At 70.6% G+C, this 15,019-nt stretch carries 16 protein-coding genes and 1 tRNA gene; 8 read left to right on the top strand and 9 right to left on the bottom strand.

Going from position 1 to position 15,019, the window contains the following annotated elements; all coding sequences use genetic code 11:
• Positions 1-21 precede the first annotated feature (21 nt).
• Entirely contained in the window at positions 22-795 is a 774-nt protein-coding gene (locus ACTWQR_RS33950) for a TVP38/TMEM64 family protein (protein ID WP_443231046.1), read from the top strand.
• Between the two features lie 56 nt (positions 796-851).
• On the opposite strand, the gene ACTWQR_RS33945 is transcribed toward ACTWQR_RS33950, so the two are convergent.
• A complete protein-coding gene (locus ACTWQR_RS33945) occupies positions 852-2,021 on the bottom strand; it encodes a thiolase family protein (RefSeq protein WP_443231045.1) in 1,170 nt (389 codons plus the stop codon).
• A gap of 104 nt (positions 2,022-2,125) precedes the next feature.
• Between ACTWQR_RS33945 and ACTWQR_RS33940 the strand changes: the two genes are divergently transcribed.
• Positions 2,126-2,602: a winged helix-turn-helix transcriptional regulator gene (locus tag ACTWQR_RS33940; RefSeq protein WP_443231044.1), complete on the top strand. Its 477-nt coding sequence runs from the start codon at positions 2,126-2,128 to the stop codon at positions 2,600-2,602.
• A 30-nt stretch (positions 2,603-2,632) separates the two neighbouring features.
• Here the strand turns inward: ACTWQR_RS33940 and ACTWQR_RS33935 are convergent, their stop codons facing one another.
• Genes ACTWQR_RS33935 through ACTWQR_RS33925 form a run of 3 tightly spaced genes read right to left on the bottom strand, consistent with a single transcriptional unit; the run spans position 2,633 to position 5,546 of the window.
• Entirely contained in the window at positions 2,633-3,370 is a 738-nt protein-coding gene (locus tag ACTWQR_RS33935) for a cupin domain-containing protein (protein ID WP_443231043.1), read from the bottom strand.
• Positions 3,367-4,311 carry a PmoA family protein gene (locus ACTWQR_RS33930; RefSeq protein WP_443231042.1) on the bottom strand — a complete coding sequence of 315 codons (945 nt, stop codon included), beginning with the start codon at positions 4,309-4,311 and terminating at the stop codon, positions 3,367-3,369. Before ACTWQR_RS33930 ends, ACTWQR_RS33935 begins: the two co-directional genes overlap by 4 nt.
• Positions 4,308-5,546, bottom strand: coding sequence for a Gfo/Idh/MocA family protein (locus tag ACTWQR_RS33925; RefSeq protein WP_443231041.1), 1,239 nt, complete (start codon positions 5,544-5,546; stop codon positions 4,308-4,310). The genes ACTWQR_RS33930 and ACTWQR_RS33925 overlap by 4 nt, the downstream gene beginning before the upstream one ends.
• A gap of 352 nt (positions 5,547-5,898) precedes the next feature.
• Between ACTWQR_RS33925 and ACTWQR_RS33920 the strand changes: the two genes are divergently transcribed.
• Positions 5,899-6,774 carry an undecaprenyl-diphosphate phosphatase gene (locus ACTWQR_RS33920; RefSeq protein ID WP_443231040.1) on the top strand — a complete coding sequence of 292 codons (876 nt, stop codon included), beginning with the start codon at positions 5,899-5,901 and terminating at the stop codon, positions 6,772-6,774.
• Between the two features lie 153 nt (positions 6,775-6,927).
• On the opposite strand, the gene ACTWQR_RS33915 is transcribed toward ACTWQR_RS33920, so the two are convergent.
• Together ACTWQR_RS33915 and ACTWQR_RS33910 are read right to left on the bottom strand one after the other, a co-directional pair.
• A tRNA-Asp gene (locus ACTWQR_RS33915) sits at positions 6,928-7,004 on the bottom strand.
• A gap of 123 nt (positions 7,005-7,127) precedes the next feature.
• A complete protein-coding gene (locus tag ACTWQR_RS33910; RefSeq protein WP_443231039.1) occupies positions 7,128-7,688 on the bottom strand; it encodes a carboxymuconolactone decarboxylase family protein in 561 nt (186 codons plus the stop codon).
• Between the two features lie 220 nt (positions 7,689-7,908).
• Here ACTWQR_RS33910 and ACTWQR_RS33905 point away from each other — a divergent pair, with 220 nt between their 5' ends.
• Together ACTWQR_RS33905 and ACTWQR_RS33900 are read left to right on the top strand one after the other, a co-directional pair.
• Positions 7,909-8,184: a winged helix-turn-helix transcriptional regulator gene (locus ACTWQR_RS33905; protein ID WP_443231103.1), complete on the top strand. Its 276-nt coding sequence runs from the start codon at positions 7,909-7,911 to the stop codon at positions 8,182-8,184.
• Between the two features lie 183 nt (positions 8,185-8,367).
• A complete protein-coding gene (locus ACTWQR_RS33900; protein ID WP_443231038.1) occupies positions 8,368-8,547 on the top strand; it encodes a hypothetical protein in 180 nt (59 codons plus the stop codon).
• A 70-nt stretch (positions 8,548-8,617) separates the two neighbouring features.
• Here the strand turns inward: ACTWQR_RS33900 and ACTWQR_RS33895 are convergent, their stop codons facing one another.
• Both ACTWQR_RS33895 and ACTWQR_RS33890 read right to left on the bottom strand, forming a co-directional pair.
• On the bottom strand, positions 8,618-9,358 hold the full coding sequence (locus ACTWQR_RS33895) for an SDR family oxidoreductase (protein WP_443231037.1): 741 nt from the start codon (positions 9,356-9,358) through the stop codon (positions 8,618-8,620).
• A 60-nt stretch (positions 9,359-9,418) separates the two neighbouring features.
• Positions 9,419-10,000 carry a DUF4291 domain-containing protein gene (locus ACTWQR_RS33890; RefSeq protein ID WP_443231036.1) on the bottom strand — a complete coding sequence of 194 codons (582 nt, stop codon included), beginning with the start codon at positions 9,998-10,000 and terminating at the stop codon, positions 9,419-9,421.
• A gap of 177 nt (positions 10,001-10,177) precedes the next feature.
• Between ACTWQR_RS33890 and ACTWQR_RS33885 the strand changes: the two genes are divergently transcribed.
• A complete protein-coding gene (locus ACTWQR_RS33885) occupies positions 10,178-10,663 on the top strand; it encodes a nuclear transport factor 2 family protein (protein ID WP_443231035.1) in 486 nt (161 codons plus the stop codon).
• Positions 10,664-10,784: 121 nt separating this feature from the next.
• Entirely contained in the window at positions 10,785-12,362 is a 1,578-nt protein-coding gene (gene lnt, locus ACTWQR_RS33880) for an apolipoprotein N-acyltransferase (protein WP_443231034.1), read from the top strand.
• Here the strand turns inward: lnt and ACTWQR_RS33875 are convergent.
• Complete coding sequence (locus ACTWQR_RS33875) at positions 12,286-13,191, bottom strand: Gfo/Idh/MocA family protein (protein ID WP_443231033.1); 906 nt, start codon at positions 13,189-13,191, stop codon at positions 12,286-12,288. The genes lnt and ACTWQR_RS33875 overlap by 77 nt on opposite strands.
• A 503-nt stretch (positions 13,192-13,694) precedes the next feature.
• Between ACTWQR_RS33875 and ACTWQR_RS33870 the strand changes: the two genes are divergently transcribed.
• Entirely contained in the window at positions 13,695-14,207 is a 513-nt protein-coding gene (locus ACTWQR_RS33870; RefSeq protein ID WP_443231032.1) for a DinB family protein, read from the top strand.
• The last annotated feature ends 812 nt before the right edge of the window (positions 14,208-15,019 follow it).

The following is a 15,019-nucleotide window of genomic DNA, read 5'->3' as shown; positions in this document are numbered from 1 at the left end:
TTGGTCAGTTAGTGTCACCGGATGCTCGATGCCACCACCCACTCTGGGGGCACCGCCACGGCCACTCCCCCGGTCACCGCCACGGAGCTCGTCACCCTCGAGTTCACCGCCGCACCAACAGGTCTGGCCGCCCGCTTCACGAGAGCACTTCTCTCGCCATGGTCGCGCCTGTCCCTGCTCGTGTCGCTGCTGGTGGCGGCCGCCTCGACCGTGCTGCTCTTCGAGCCGCAGAAGCTGCTGGCCGACGGCTGGCCGCCGCAGCTGAACGGTGCCACGGCGGCCGTGGTCTTCGCGGTGGCGTACGGGCTGTGCACGGTCGCCTTCGTGCCACGGCCGCTCCTCAATCTCGCGGCCGGCGCCCTCTTCGGCTCCCAGCTTGGGCTCGGGGCCTCGCTCGCCGGTACCGTGCTCGGGGCCGGTATCGCCTTCGGACTGGGCCGGATCCTCGGGCAGGACGCTCTCCGTCGCCTGCTGCGCACCCGCTGGCTGAAGGCCGCGGACGGCCAGCTCAGCCGCCACGGCTTCCGCTCGATGATGGCCGCGCGGCTCTTCCCCGGGGTGCCGTTCTGGGCCGCGAACTACTGCGCGTCCGTCTCCCGTATGGGCTACCTCCCCTTTCTCCTCGCCACGGCCCTCGGCTCGATCCCGAACACCGCCGCCTACGTCGTCGCCGGCGCCCAGGCCTCGACACCGACGTCCCCGGCCTTCCTGATCGCCATGGCCTTCATCGCGATCCCGGCCGTCGCGGGCGCGGTGGTCGCCTGGCGCAAGCGCCACCACCTGCGCGGCCACTGACGGGATCCAGCCCTCCGGGCGGCTGACGGTCTTCAGCGACTACGGGTATCCGGCGACTACAAGCCTTCCAACACCATCGCGTTCGCCAGTCCGCCCGCCTCGCACATCGTCTGCAGGGCGTACCTGGCGCCGCGCATCCGCATGGCGTGGACGAGCGTGGTCGTCAGCCGGGCGCCGCTGGCGCCGAGCGGGTGGCCGATCGCGATCGCACCGCCGTGGACGTTGACCTTGGAGAGGTCGGCGCCGGTCTCCTGCTGCCAGGCGAGGACCACGCTGGAGAACGCCTCATTGACCTCGAAGAGGTCGATGTCATCCATGCTCAGCGACGCCTTGCGGAGCACCTTCTCCGTGGCCGGGATGACACCGGTGAGCATCAGCAGCGGGTCGGATCCGGTGACGGCGAAGCTGTGCAGTCGGGCCAGTGGGCGCAGCCCGAGGCGGGCCGCGGTCTCGCTCGACGTGATGAGCACGGCGGAGGCGCCGTCGTTGATGGGGCTGGCGTTGCCGGCGGTGACGCTCCAGTCGATCTGCGGGAAGCGCTCACCGAAGTTCGGGTCGTAGTAGGCGGGCTTGAGCCCGGCAAGGACCTCCGTACTGCTGCCGGGCCGGACGCACTCGTCGCGCACCACGCCCTCCAGGGGCGCGACCTCATCGGCGAACAGGCCGTTGTCCCAGGCGGCAGCCGCCTTCCGGTGCGAGCTCACGGCGAAGGCGTCCATCCGCTCGCGCGAGATCGACCACTTGGCGGCGATCAGCTCGGCGCTGATGCCCTGCGGAACCAGCCCCTCGGGATACCGCTCGGCGACCCCTGGCCCGAAGGGGTCCTTGCCCTCCGGCACGTTCGACCACATCGGTACGCGGCTCATCGACTCCACCCCGCAGGCCACGACCATGTCGTACGCCCCCGAGAGGACACCCTGCGCCGCGAAGTGCACGGCCTGCTGGGACGACCCGCACTGGCGGTCCACCGTCGTCGCGGGCACCGACTCGGGGAAGCCCGCCGAGAGGACGGCGTAGCGGGTGGTGTTCATGGCCTGCTCGCCGACCTGGTCGACGGTGCCGCCGATCACGTCGTCGATCAGGGCGGGGTCGACGCCGGAGCGCTCGACGAGGGTGCGGAGCGTGTGGGCGAGGAGTTCCACGGGGTGGACATGGGCGAGGGAACCGTTCGGCTTGCCCTTGCCTATCGGGGTGCGTACGGCTTCGACGATGACTGCGTCACGCATGGTCTGCCCCTCGGAGTCGATGGGTTTGCTTTTCAAACTCACTAAGTGACTCCACGGTAGCCCAGTGGGTTGGAAGAACCAACCCACCCTCTAGACTGAGTCGCATGAAGGACGCCCGCCCCTGCTCGATCGCCGACACGCTCGCTCTCGTCGGCGAGAAGTACTCCCTGCTCGTCCTGCGCGAGGTGACCTTGGGCGCCACACGCTTCGATCAGCTGGTCCGCAACATCGGCGCCCCGCGCGACGTACTGACGACCCGGCTGAAGCGGCTCGTCGAGGCCGGCGTACTGGAGAAGGTCGCCTACAGCGAGAAGCCGCGGCGCTTCGAGTACCGGCCCACCCGGGCCGGCCTGGAGCTGGAGCCGGTGCTCCTCACGCTCATGGCGTGGGGCGACCGCCATCTCAACGACGGCGATCGCCCCATGGTGCTCGAACACGTCGGCGGCCCCGGACACACCGGCGGCCACGAACTGGTCCCGGTCGTCACCTGTGCCGAGTGCGGCGAGCACGTCCGCCACGACGACCTGACGTCCCACCCGCAGGCCCCGGGGTGGACGGTGACGGGGCCCGCGGCGGCGTAACCCGAGAACCGGGTTCACATAGCACCCGGCTCACGTCCCCCGATAGACGTCGAGCCGCCCGCACATCCCGAACTTCCCGTACGCCGAGGGCTGCTCGGCCCGCACGGCGGCCTCGGCGAGGTGGGACGCGTCCCCGCGCTCCAGCCGGTCGAGCTGCTCCCCCGTCGCCGCGGCCGCCGCCTCGGCACCCCGGCGCCAGCGCTCACGCCAGTCGGCGAGCCGGGGCCGTACGAGCGCCGCGGCGGCCTCGTGGAACGCTGCGAGCGGCTCGGGCCCGTCCGCCTCGCGCAGCGCCATATAGCCCTCCAGAGCGAGGTCACGCCGGACGCGGGCGATCCGCTCCTTCTCCGCCTCGGGCGCGTCCGCCGGGATGACCGTCGCCGCGGCGTACGTCTCCGGGTCGGTCAGGTACTTCGGCGGCAGCGTGAGCACCGCGTCCCCCGCTTCCGGCAGCCCGCTGTTCTGCATGAGGACGGTGATGCGCAGGTTGTCCTCGTTGACGAGCCGGTGGATCGTGCCGGGCGTGAACCAGGCCACCGTGCCGGCCGCGAGAGGTGTGACCTCGTACCCGTAGGTCGTCAGGGTCTGCACCGCGCCCCGCCCGCCGGTGACGACGTACGCCTCCGAACAGGTCAGGTGGAGATGGGGAGTTCCGCCGCACACCCCGTCGGCGGCGGGCCAGTCGTAGACCGAGAGATGCGAGACAGCGACACCTCCGGGGAGGCCTGTGAAGCCTCCCGGGAGCCCGGTGAGGCCTTCGGCGCTCACCACGGGTGCTCCGCCAGGTACTTGGCGATCTCCTCGCGCTCCCAGGCACCGTCGGCGACGACGACCCGGTAGCGGCGGGTGAGGGTGTCGCCGGGAGCGAGTTCGAGCTCGTCGAAGAAGGCGAAGGAGGGGGCGACGGCGGCGAACGGCTCGTTGCGCACGAACCAGTGGGCCGGATGGGTGCCGTCCGCGCCCGTGTGGTCGTTCTCGGGAGCGTGCGCGAAGACGAGGGTGGCGTGGCCGTCGGTGACGTCGTGCTCTCCGGAGTACGCGAGCCAGGGCGCCTGCTGCCCCATCAGGTCGGGCCCTTCGCTGTCGGGCCCGATGATCCGCCCGTCCCGGAAGGCACGCGGACCCCGCCAGAACAGCCCGGTGTAGCCGGCCATGTCACGTCCGGCGGTGGTCGGACTGCCGAACCGCAGCGGCTCGTCACGCCGGTTGGTGACGGCGGTCGTCCAGGTCAGCGCCCAGGAACCGGACGCCGGGTCCACGTCGTGCACCTCGACGCGACGCTCCTCCTCGGCCCACAGCGAGCCGTCGTACGGGTGCCAGGTGAGCCGCTCGGCGATGACCGCGCGGCCACTGTCGGCATCGTCCGCGGCGACCTCGTCAAACTTGACGTGCGCCATCGACCCGACACGCTCCGGGAGTTCGAGATACCCATCTCCGTGAACGTATGTGTTGCCGCCCCACAGGTTCGCCCCCGACAGATGCGAGGCGGTCATCTGCAGGCCCTTGTGCCAGCGGTGGTCGTTGGGCCGGTAGTCCGTGACAACGTTGCCCGCCAGCGTCCTGAGCGGATGCAGATACGGCTTCGGCGCTTCCCAGGCCGCCTCGGGTGCGTAGACGTAGCTCAACAGGTCTACGCCGGTGGTGGGTTCGGTGATGGTGATCCGGTCGCCGTGGGCGTGGACGATGCGCAGGCCGTCGCGTGCGGTCATGCCGATACCTCCTGGTGCGTCGCGGGTGCCCAGCCGGGCGCGCCGCCGTGCAGGGCCGTGTAGTAGGGGTCGCCGGGACCGATCTCCCCGGCACGTACGGTCGTGTCCGCGAACGCCGACTTGTAGAGCGCGGTGATCAGCTCGAGGCTGGTGCGCCCGTCGGCGCCGCTGCTGCGCGGCCGCTCGCCCGCGCGCATGCTCGCGACGAGTTCACGCAGTTGGGCCAGATGCGAACTCGGCACGTCCGTACCGAAGTCCTGCCACACGGCCACGTCCGCGACCGGCGCGTCCGGGATCGGGGTGATGCGCCAGTTGTCGTTGCTGTGCCCGTAGAGATGGGTGAGTTCGACCGTCGCGCGCTCGCAGTCGATGCGGATCCGGCTGACCTCGTCCGGGCTGAGCACACTGTTGACGATGGTCGCGAGCGCGCCGCTCTCGAAGCGTACGAGCGCGGTCGAGACGTCCTCCGTCTGCACGTCGTGCACCAGGCGCCCGGCCATGGCCCGCACCTCGCTCCACGGCCCGAGGAGGTCGAGCAGCAGGTCCATCTGGTGAATGCCGTGTCCCATGGCGGGCCCGCCGCCCTCGGTCTGCCATTTCCCACGCCAGGGCACCGCATAGTAGGCGGCGTTGCGGTACCAGGTGGTCTGGCAGTGCGCCACGAGGGGCCGCCCCATGGCTCCCTCGGCGAGCAGGCGCCGCACATGCCGCGCGCCCGAGCCGAAGCGGTGCTGGAAGACGATCGAGGCGTACGGGCCGCCGTCGGTGCCCTCCTCCGCCTCCACGGCGTCGAAGTCGGCGAGCGTCGGCACCGGCGGTTTCTCGCACCACACCCAGGCTCCGGCGCGCAGCGCGGCGACGGTCTGATCGCGGTGCAGGGTCGGCGGGGTGCAGATGGAGACGAGATCCGGGCGTTGTTCGGCCAGCATCCGGTCGAGATCGGTGTACGCGTGCGGGACTCCGCCGTCCGCGCAGAACCGCTTCACCGCCTCGGCGTCGATGTCGACCGCGGCGACGATCTCCACCTCGCCCTCGGCGGCGAGGGCGGCGAGGGCGGGCAGATGGCTGCCGGAGGCGATGGCTCCGGTGCCGATGAGGGCGGCCTTGATACGACGGCCGTCGAGCGGGACCGCAGGCAGCTTCGCGTGCTCGATGTTCTCGTACTCGGCGCTCTCGTACTCGGCGCTCTCGTTCTCGGTCGTCTTGCTGGTGGTGGCGTCGCGGGAGGTACGCATGGACGTGATCAGCACTCCATCGGACGTGACGGCGGATCTACAGCGGATCGTGCGGGCGCCGGCCGACCGCGATCGCCATGAGGTGGCCATCACGGCAGCAAGCGCTTTCACTCCCCGCCGCAACGTAAGCGGCGGCATCACGGCGGGTCAACACCCTGGTCCCCGTCGCGGACTCTCGCTGGTCACCGTCGTGGGGTCCCGGCTGTGGAGGCCCTGTCGCAACACGCTTCCCATGGGGCGCTACGCTGCCCCGGGCGCGCCTGATCACCGCAAACGACAGCAACGACAACACGGCACGTCCGTCCCGCCATTCGCTTCGCTCCCGCCATCAGCACTTGGATCACGTAACTTCATGTCTTGGTTTGAATCCCTCATCCTCGGACTCGTCCAGGGGCTGACCGAGTTCCTGCCCATCTCCTCCAGCGCGCACCTGCGGCTGACCGCGGCGTTCGCGGGCTGGGAGGACCCGGGGGCGGCCTTCACCGCGATCACCCAGATCGGCACGGAGACCGCGGTGCTGATCTATTTCCGCAAGGACATCGTGCGGATCGTCTCGGCGTGGTTCCGCTCGCTCACGAACAAGGCGATGCGGCGCGACAACGACGCGCAGATGGGCTGGCTCGTGATCATCGGCTCGATTCCGATCGGTGTGCTGGGTGTCACGCTCAAGGATCAGATCGAGGGACCGTTCCGCGATCTTCGCATCACCGCGACGACGTTGATCGTGATGGGCATCATCCTCGGCGTCGCGGACCGGCTCGCGGCGCGCGACGAGACGGGCGGGAAGCACCGGGCGATCAAGGAGCGCAAGTCGCTCCAGGAGCTGAGCGTCAGGGACGGCCTGATCTACGGCGTCTGCCAGGCGATGGCCCTCATCCCGGGCGTCTCCCGGTCCGGCGCCACCATCAGCGGCGGCCTCCTCATGGGCTACACCCGCGAGGCCGCGGCCCGCTATTCCTTCCTGCTCGCCATCCCGGCGGTGCTCGCCTCCGGCCTCTTCGAGCTGAAGGACGCGAGCGAGAGCGGACACGTCTCCTGGGGCCCCACGATCTTCGCGACGATCATCGCCTTTGTGGTGGGTTACGTAGTCATCGCATGGTTCATGAAGTTCATTACGACCAAGAGTTTCATGCCGTTCGTCTACTACCGCATCCTGCTCGGCATCCTCATCATCGTCCTGGTCAGCATGGGCGAGCTGAGCCCGCACGCGGCGGAGTCGGCGGGCTGACGGTAGCCCGCCTCCCCAGGTGAAAAGCGCCGCACATGACAGAGCCGCCCGCCTGATTCCCCCGTGGCGGGCGGCCCGTGCTCGGTGTCCAGAGATCGGACTCGGCGGCGGCGACGTAAGCGTCCTGGGCCACTGGACGACACCGGCCTGAGCCGGCGACGGGATTCGAACCCGCGTCTCTCTCTTGACAGGAGAAGTAGCCGCAGCCTTCGCACCTGGACGTGAATCACCGTAGCGGGGCGGGGCGTTACGGGCACCTGATTAACGCACCGGACCACTGCGCCAGGGCGACGGAGTCACCGACCGAGGCCTACCGCCGTCCACTACTACGGCCTGGACGCCACCCGGCGCGCTCACCCCTCCGGAAACGCCAACGCCCACGGCTCCCGCTCGATCTCCAGCCCGTTGACCACGTATGCGATGGTGCGATACCAGCCTGCCAGGACCAGGAACTCCAGGGCTTCGAGTTCGTCGAGGTGAACGCGGAGGGCGGTCCAGGTCTCGTCGGTCAGACGGACCGTGTCGTGGAGTTCGTCGACGGCTTGGAGGAGCGCCGTCTGACGGGGAGTCCAGGCCGGGTCGGCCGGCGTGCCGGTCGCGGTCAGGGGGATCTGCTCCGGGCTCAGGCCGACGGCCTCGGCGTACGTGGCCATGTGAACGCCCCACTCGTACGCGCACCCGCAGCGGGCCGCGACCCGGGCGATGACCAACTCGCGGTCGGCGTCGGAGAGTCGGCCGTGGACGAGCAACCCCGCACCGAGGTCTCGCATGCGGGAGGCGAGGCCGGGGTGGCGTTGCAGGACCTTGAAGAGCATCAGGGGTTCGCGGGTGACGCCGGGCGGCATCCACCGGTGTAGCGCGCGTTCGGCTTCGGGCTCGTAGGGCGGCGTGACGCCGTCGATGCGCTGCTTCATGCCTCCCGACTCTTGCGCTTCTGAAATCGAAGCGCAAGGGTGGGAACGCACGAGAATGGACGGGGAGTTGTCAGTTCGGTGAGGCAGTCGGCGCTTCCGGGGAGGCACCCGGCGCCGAGAGCAACCGGCGGCGTGGCAACCGACGCGGAGGGGAGGCATCTTGGGAACGGCACCCCGCCCCGGCCGTCCCGTGCGCGGTTCGGCCACCGGCCGCCCCGTGATGGCCGCACTCGACCTCCTCGGCCGCCGCTGGACGCTCCGGGTGATCTGGGAACTCCACCAGAACGGGACGCCGATCGGCTTCCGCGACCTCCAGCGCCGCTGCGACGCCATGTCCTCCAGCGTCCTCTCGGCCCGCCTCACCGAACTCCGCGAGGCAGGCATCGCGACCCCCACGGACGACACCACCTGGCGCCTCACACCCCTCGGCGAGGACCTCGTGACGGCCATGGGCCCATTGCTCGACTGGTCACGCGGCTGGGCCGAACAGCAATGAGGCGGGCCGGAATCACCCTGCGGCCAGCGTGCCGCCCACGTGGTCCAGGACCTGGCGCAAGCCGTCGACCGCTCCGCACTCGCCCTCGGTGGCTCCTCAAACGTTTATGGCGTGACCAACCACATACGTCATGGGTAGTCGTCCGGTAGCGGGCTGTCAGTCCTTGGCCCTACGCTTGTGCGCATGTCCCCCAACTCCGTGACTCCTGGTTCCGCGCGGTCTGCTGCCGTGCTGAATGAGCAGATCCGCGCCTTATGGATACGCGCGGGCGGTTCCTTGTCGGCCCAAGAGCGGGCCGAGTACGAGCTGCTGGTCGTGGAGTGGGCCGCGGCGGTACGCGACGAGGTCGTCGAAGCGGCGTGAACTACGGCGCGGGTGGGCTTCTGAGCGGGTTCGCGGCCCCTGCTCCTCACGGCCGCCCGCCACACATCCCTCAGCGACCGCCCGCCACCCGCAGCACCGCGCCCGTCGTGTACGACGACTCCGATGACAGCAACCACGCGATGGCCGCCGCGATTTCGGCGGGTTCGCCGGCGCGGCCTAGCGGGATCGTCGGGGCCATCCGAGCCGGGCGGCCAGGGTCCCCCATCGCGGCGTGCATGTCCGTGTCGACGAGGCCGGGGGCGACGGCGTTGACGCGGATACCGTCCCGGCCGAGTTCTTTGGACAGCCCCACCGTGAGCGCGTCCACCGCCGCCTTGGTGGCCGCGTAGTGCACGTACTCCCCGGGACTGCCGATCGTGGCCGCACCCGAGGACACGTTGACGATGACGCCGGTGCCCCGGGGCGCCATGTCCCGCGCGGCCCGGCGTGAACACAGCAGCGTGCCCAGGAGATTGACCTCCACGACCCGCCTCAGCACGGCGGTGTCCGTGTCCGCGAGCCGGCCGAGCGGGCCGGTCACCGCGGCGTTGTTCACCAGGCCTGTCACCGGGCCGAGTTGCTCAGCGGCCGTGTCGAAGAGCCGCTCGACGTCCGCCTCTTCGGAGGTGTCCCCGCGCACCGTGACACACCGCGCCCCCGCCTCGCGCACGGCGGCGGCAGTCCGCTCCGCGGCGGCCTCGTCGCGCGTGTATCCCACCGCCAGGTCGTGCCCGTCCGCCGCCAGCCGCAGGCAGGTCGCGGCGCCGATCCCCCGACTGCCCCCCGTGACGATCGTGACGGGACGAGGCATGTGCGCTCCTTCGTGATCCATACTTCGTGATCCATACGTCGTGATCCATCTGCGGGCCACCTACGATCGCAGACGCGCCAGTACGTCCTCGTCGAGGGGGTACGGCCGCTCCTCGGGCAACAGCCCCCGCGCCCGGTCGAGTTCACCGGCTCGCACCAGCCCGTGCACCTCCGCCGCGAGCGGAGTCACGTCCTCCACGCCCACGATCCACTCGTCCGCGTAGCGCGCCGCCGCCTCCCCGGAGAGCCCGAGCTGCAAGGACCGGTACGGGAGGGCCTGAAGCCGCAGATCCCGTTCCGGGTCCCACTGGATCCGCGCCGGCGCCCGTCCCAGTCGGCGCTTCCAGTCGGCCCGGTCCTCGTGCAGCCCGGAGACGTAGTGCGAAAGGCACGAGTTCCGCAGCGCCCACTCGAACCCGTCCCGGCTGATCTCGAGGGCCAGCACAGTCTCCTGGCCCTCCTTCGTGCCCCAACCGCAGCGGTACATCATCCACAGGAACGACGGCTTGATCCATGTCATCCGGTCGCGCTTCCACGCCGCCGGAAACCGTCCTTCCCGCGCCGTCGGCAGCCCGATCTCCGGCCGGTAGGCCTGGTAGACGGTGATCGTGGAGGCCGTATGGCGGGCGCGGACGCGGTACATGGGTTCGTCTTCGGGAAGAGACTCGGGGAGCGGAGTGGGGAGAGAAGCCGGAAGAGCAGTGGGAAGAGCAGTCTGATCGTTCACAGGGAACAGATTCGTTCGTACGCACGGCGGACGGCCAGTGAATATCCCTGCGCGCCCCTTGGCGCGACCCTCCTCGTGGCCAACACTGAGCCGATGACGCAGCGTGTGGAACTGGCGACGGTGATGGACCGGCTCGGGGTCGACGGACTGATCACGGAGTACGCGGTGGCGGTCGACGACGGGGACTGGGAGGCGTACCGAGGGCTGTTCACGCCCGACGGGCGGGCGGACTACCGGTCGGCGGGCGGTATCGAGGGGGATGCCGGTCAGATCGCCGAGTGGCTCGCGAAGACCATGGAGCTGTTCCCGATGCGCCAGCACCTGATCGTCAACCGGCGGCTGCGGTTCGGGCTGCTGGAGCGGGACACGGGTGACACGGCCCGGGTCCAGGCGGACTACGTCAATCCGATGCGGTTCGCGGGACACGACGACGGATCCTCCGCGCCGGACTTCGTGTGCGGCGGCCGCTACGACTTCGGGCTGCTGCGTACGCACAGCGGCTGGCGGCTGCGCGAGGTGGTCGTCCAGGAGAAGTGGCGCCGGGCGCCGCAGACGCGTGCGCAGGCAGGGGCCCAGTGAGCCGGCGGACGCCCCGACACGAGGGTGCCTCACCTGAGCCGGTGCCCCCTTACGGAGATCGTCCGGGTGCGCGCACACTGGAGGCACGCACCGTGCTTCGGGGGGTCGAGGGAGGCGCTGCATGAAGCTGTCCGCCGCTGACTGGCGCCGACGTCTCGGCTCCCGCGGGTGGCGCGGTGCCGCGGCGGCGCTCGCCGGTGCGCTGCCGATGCTGAGTTTCCCCGCGCCGTCCCTGTGGTGGTTCGCGTACGTCGCGCTGGTGCCGTGGATCCTGCTCGTGCGCTCGGCCCCGACGGGCCGACGCGCGATGTACGACGGATGGCTCGGCGGGCTCGGCTTCATGCTGGCCGTGCACCACTGGCTGCTGCCGAACCTGCATGTCTTCACGCTCGTCCTGGCGGCGCTGCTCGGCGTGCTCTGGGCCCCGTGGGGCTGGCTGATACGCCGGTTCCTGGCCGGAGTGCCCTCGCTCGGGCGGGTCGTGGCCGCGCTCTTCGTGCTGCCCTCGGGCTGGCTGATGGCGGAACTCGTGCGCTCCTGGCAGGGGCTGGGCGGGCCGTGGGGGCTGCTCGGGTCGAGCCAGTGGGAGGTGGAGCCCGCGCTGCGGCTCGCCTCGGTGGGCGGCGTGTGGCTGCTCAGCTTCCTGATCGTCGCGATCAACGTCGCGGTCGCCGTACTCGTCGCCGTACGGCAGGCTCGTATCCCCGCCGTCGCCGGACTGGTCGCGACGGCCGCCGCCACCTCGGCGGTCTGGGTGTGGTCCCCGCGCCCGGACGTCGACGGCCAGACGCGGATCGCCGTCATACAGCCCGGTGTGGTCACCGGCGGCGAGAAGCGGTTCGCGCGCGAGGAGGCGCTCACCCGGCAGCTGATCGGGCAGGACCTGGACCTTGTCGTCTGGGGCGAGAGCAGCGTCGGTTACGACCTCGCCCAGCGGCCCGACTTCGCGAACCGGATCGCCGCGCTCTCCCGCGAGCTCGACGTGAACATCCTGGTCAACGTCGACGCGCGCCGCTCCGACCGGCCCGGCATCTACAAGAGTTCGGTGCTCGTGGGGCCGCAGGGCCCGACCGGCGACCGTTACGACAAGATGCGGCTCGTGCCCTTCGGCGAGTACGTCCCGGCCCGTTCCGTCCTGGGCTGGGCCACCTCCGTCGGCGAGGCGGCGGGCGAGGACCGCAGGAAGGGCGCCGAGCAGGTCGTGATGAACGTCGGGAACGGGCTGCGGGTGGGCCCAATGATCTGCTTCGAGTCGGCGTTCCCCGACATGAGCCGCCATCTCGCGCAGGACGGCGCCGAGGTCTTGCTCGCGCAGTCGGCGACCTCGACGTTCCAGCAGAGCTGGGCGCCCGAGCAGCACGCGTCGCTGGCGGCACTGCGGGCCGCGGAGACCGGCCGTCCTATGGTGCACGCGACGCTCACCGGCGTCTCGGCCGTCTACGGACCGAGCGGCGAGCGTGTCGGCTCCTGGCTCGGCACCGATGAGAGCGCGTCCGCGGTGTACGACGTGCCGCTGGCACGCGGTGTCACGCCGTACGTGCGGTTCGGCGCGTGGCCGGTGTACGCGGCCCTGCTGATCCTGGCTTCCCTGTGCGCCACCGAGGGCGTACGGTCGCTGCGGCTCAGGCGGACCGGTCCACCACCGCACGCACAACCCGCTCGCACAGCTCATGGGTCGCCAGTGCGTCCCGGGCGCTGAGCACCTTGCCCGCGCGCACGGCGTCGAGGAAAGCGAGCACGCTCTGCTCGATGCCGCGCTGCCTGGCCACCGGCACCCAGTCACCGCGACGCCGTACGGTCGGCTGTCCCTTGTGGTCGATGACCTCGGCGAGGTTGACGACCTGGCGCTTCGTGTCCTGCCCGGACACCTCGAGGATCTCCTCGTTGGAGCCGCTCAGCCGGTTCATCACACCGAGCGCCGTGAATCCGTCCCCGGCCAGCTGCAGTACGACATGGTGCAGCAGCCCGTTGTCGACGCGGGCCCGCACGGTCACGTCGTCGATCGGCCCGGGCACCAGAAACCGCAGCGTGTCCACGACATGAATGAAGTCGTCGAGGATCATCGTGCGGGGCCGCTCCGGCAGCCCGACGCGGTTCTTCTGCATCAGGATCAGCTCGCGCGGGTGTTCGGCGCACTGCGCGTACCCGGGTGCGTAGCGCCGGTTGAAGCCGACGGCCAGGCTGGTGTTCCGCGACTCGGCAAGCTCCACCAGGCGTTCGCTGTCGGCGAGTTCGTACGCGAGCGGCTTGTCGACATACGTGGCCACGCCCGCCTCCAGCAGCCGGGTCACGATGTCGGGGTGCGCGTCCGTCGAGGCGTGCACGAACGCCGCGTCGAGGTCCTGCGCGAGCAGCTCGGCGAGGTCGGTGTGACGCCGTTCGCCCGGGATGTGGAAGGTGTCGGCGACCCTGGTGAGGGTGGCGGGCGTCCGCGTGTGCAGGTGCAGCTCGACCCCCGGCCGGGTGGCGAGCACCGGCAGATACGCCTTCTGCGCGATGTCGCCGAGTCCGATGCAGCCGACCTTCACAGGGGTCTCCTCTAACGGGTGCCTACGCCTACGGCGCGCACGTCTGGGTACGTCCGCGCACGTCTGTGGGATAGCTGCGCGCGTCTCGTCGGAAGCATACGGCGGCTGCGGCGGCCGCCAGTCGGCGATTCCGTCGAAACTCGGCGGGAAGAGGGCGGTACGGCCTGGACAGGGCGGCGACCGTGGCATTCCGGGACGCGCTCACCGGGCCGCCGGCCGCTGCGGGTTCACCGGATCCGGCGCGGCACGTGCTGCCGCTGGTGGCCTGGTCGGACGGCTGATGTTCTCGTGCGCGGCGGGTTCGTTCCACGCGGAGGTGCCCGCACTGGGCGAGGTGCGGGACGGGCCGCGGGAGTTGCCGCGCGTGATGCTGCGGGGCTGAGGCGGTCACGGCCGGCGGCGCGGGGCGCCGGGGAGGGGAGAGGGCGGTGAAAGCGGGCGGCGGAAAAGAGGATGGCCGAGTAGAGCGTGATGGCCCGTCGGCTCTCCGGGATGATGCGGGCATGACGATTGAACGCAGCGAACCCGCGATCGACGCCGGCGAACGAGCCATGCTGGAAGGCTGGCTCGACTACCACCGCCAGACCCTCGCGTGGAAGTGCGAGGGTCTGGACGACGCGCAGCTCAGAACCGCCTCTGTCGAGCCCTCCGAACTCTCCCTGCTCGGTCTCGTCAGGCACATGGCGGACGTGGAGCGCGGTTGGTTCCGCAAGGTTCTGGCCGACGACGACCCGGGGCCGATCTACTACAGCGCGGAGGACCGGGACGGCGAGTTCCATCTCACCGAGGAGGACACCTGGGAGGAGGCGTACGGCACCTGGCAGCGGGAGATCGAGATCGCCCGGCGCAACGCGGCGCGCTTCGCCCTGGACGACCTGTCCGAAGGCAAGAGCAGATTCACCGACAAGCCCTTCAATCTGCGATGGATCTACACCCACATGATCGAGGAGTACGCGCGCCACAACGGCCACGCCGATCTGATCCGCGAGCGGATCGACGGGGTCACCGGCGACTGAGGCCGCGGCTGAGGTATGGCTGAAGCGCGGGCAGCGCTACGGCTGAAGCACCCATCGGGCGCGGCTGAGGTGTGCCTCCGGACGTTCACCCATGCGGGGCATCCTCCGCTCGCCAGCCCGCCAAATCGAGCCGGGCACACCAGAGTTGGGTGGGTGTATCGAACCACGACCACAGCAACGCTCCTGGTCGCCGTGGCTGTCTCGGCCGTGTCGGGCTGTGTGACCGTCCAGCGACCGCCCTCGCCCGGCGTACCGTCCGCCCCGTCTCCGAGCCCGGAGCCGCGCCCGGACGGCAGTGCCGAGCCCCAGGTCGTGCAGGCTCCGGCCCGCGAGGCGCTGGAGCGCGTCGGTCCGTCGTGGCGTCCCTCGGCATCTGTGTCCGCGCCCCGGCGTACGGCCCCTTCGCACTCTTCGACTCCTGCCGCGGCCGCCCCGGCGGCCCCTCCGCGCCGCGGCCCCGCCGATCCGCCGCGGCGGCCTGAGCCGGAGCGGCCGGATCAGCGCACCGTCCCGCGTCTGCCGACGCACGCCGGTCCGGTGGAGACGGATGTGTGCGCCTTGGGTCGGAAGTACGGGGGGTGGGATCCGGACAGTTCACAGGCGGCGATCTGCAAGGACGTGTACGGGCGTTGACGGGCTGGATCGGATTGGGGTGACGGTTGTTGCCGGCGCGCTGCGCTGCTTGGATCCGCGGCTGGGCCGCTATGCGGTTTTCGCCCCCGCCGCCCCTACCCGTCCCATCTCTCTGGGGCTCCGCCCCAGACCCCGTTTCGGGGGCCGGCCCCCGAACCCCCGCTCCTCAAACGCCGGAG

Origin of the sequence: Streptomyces sp. 2A115 (assembly GCF_052245575.1) — a bacterium.
In the GTDB taxonomy this organism is placed as follows: domain Bacteria; phylum Actinomycetota; class Actinomycetes; order Streptomycetales; family Streptomycetaceae; genus Streptomyces.
This window is presented reverse-complemented; position numbering and strand designations above follow the sequence as displayed.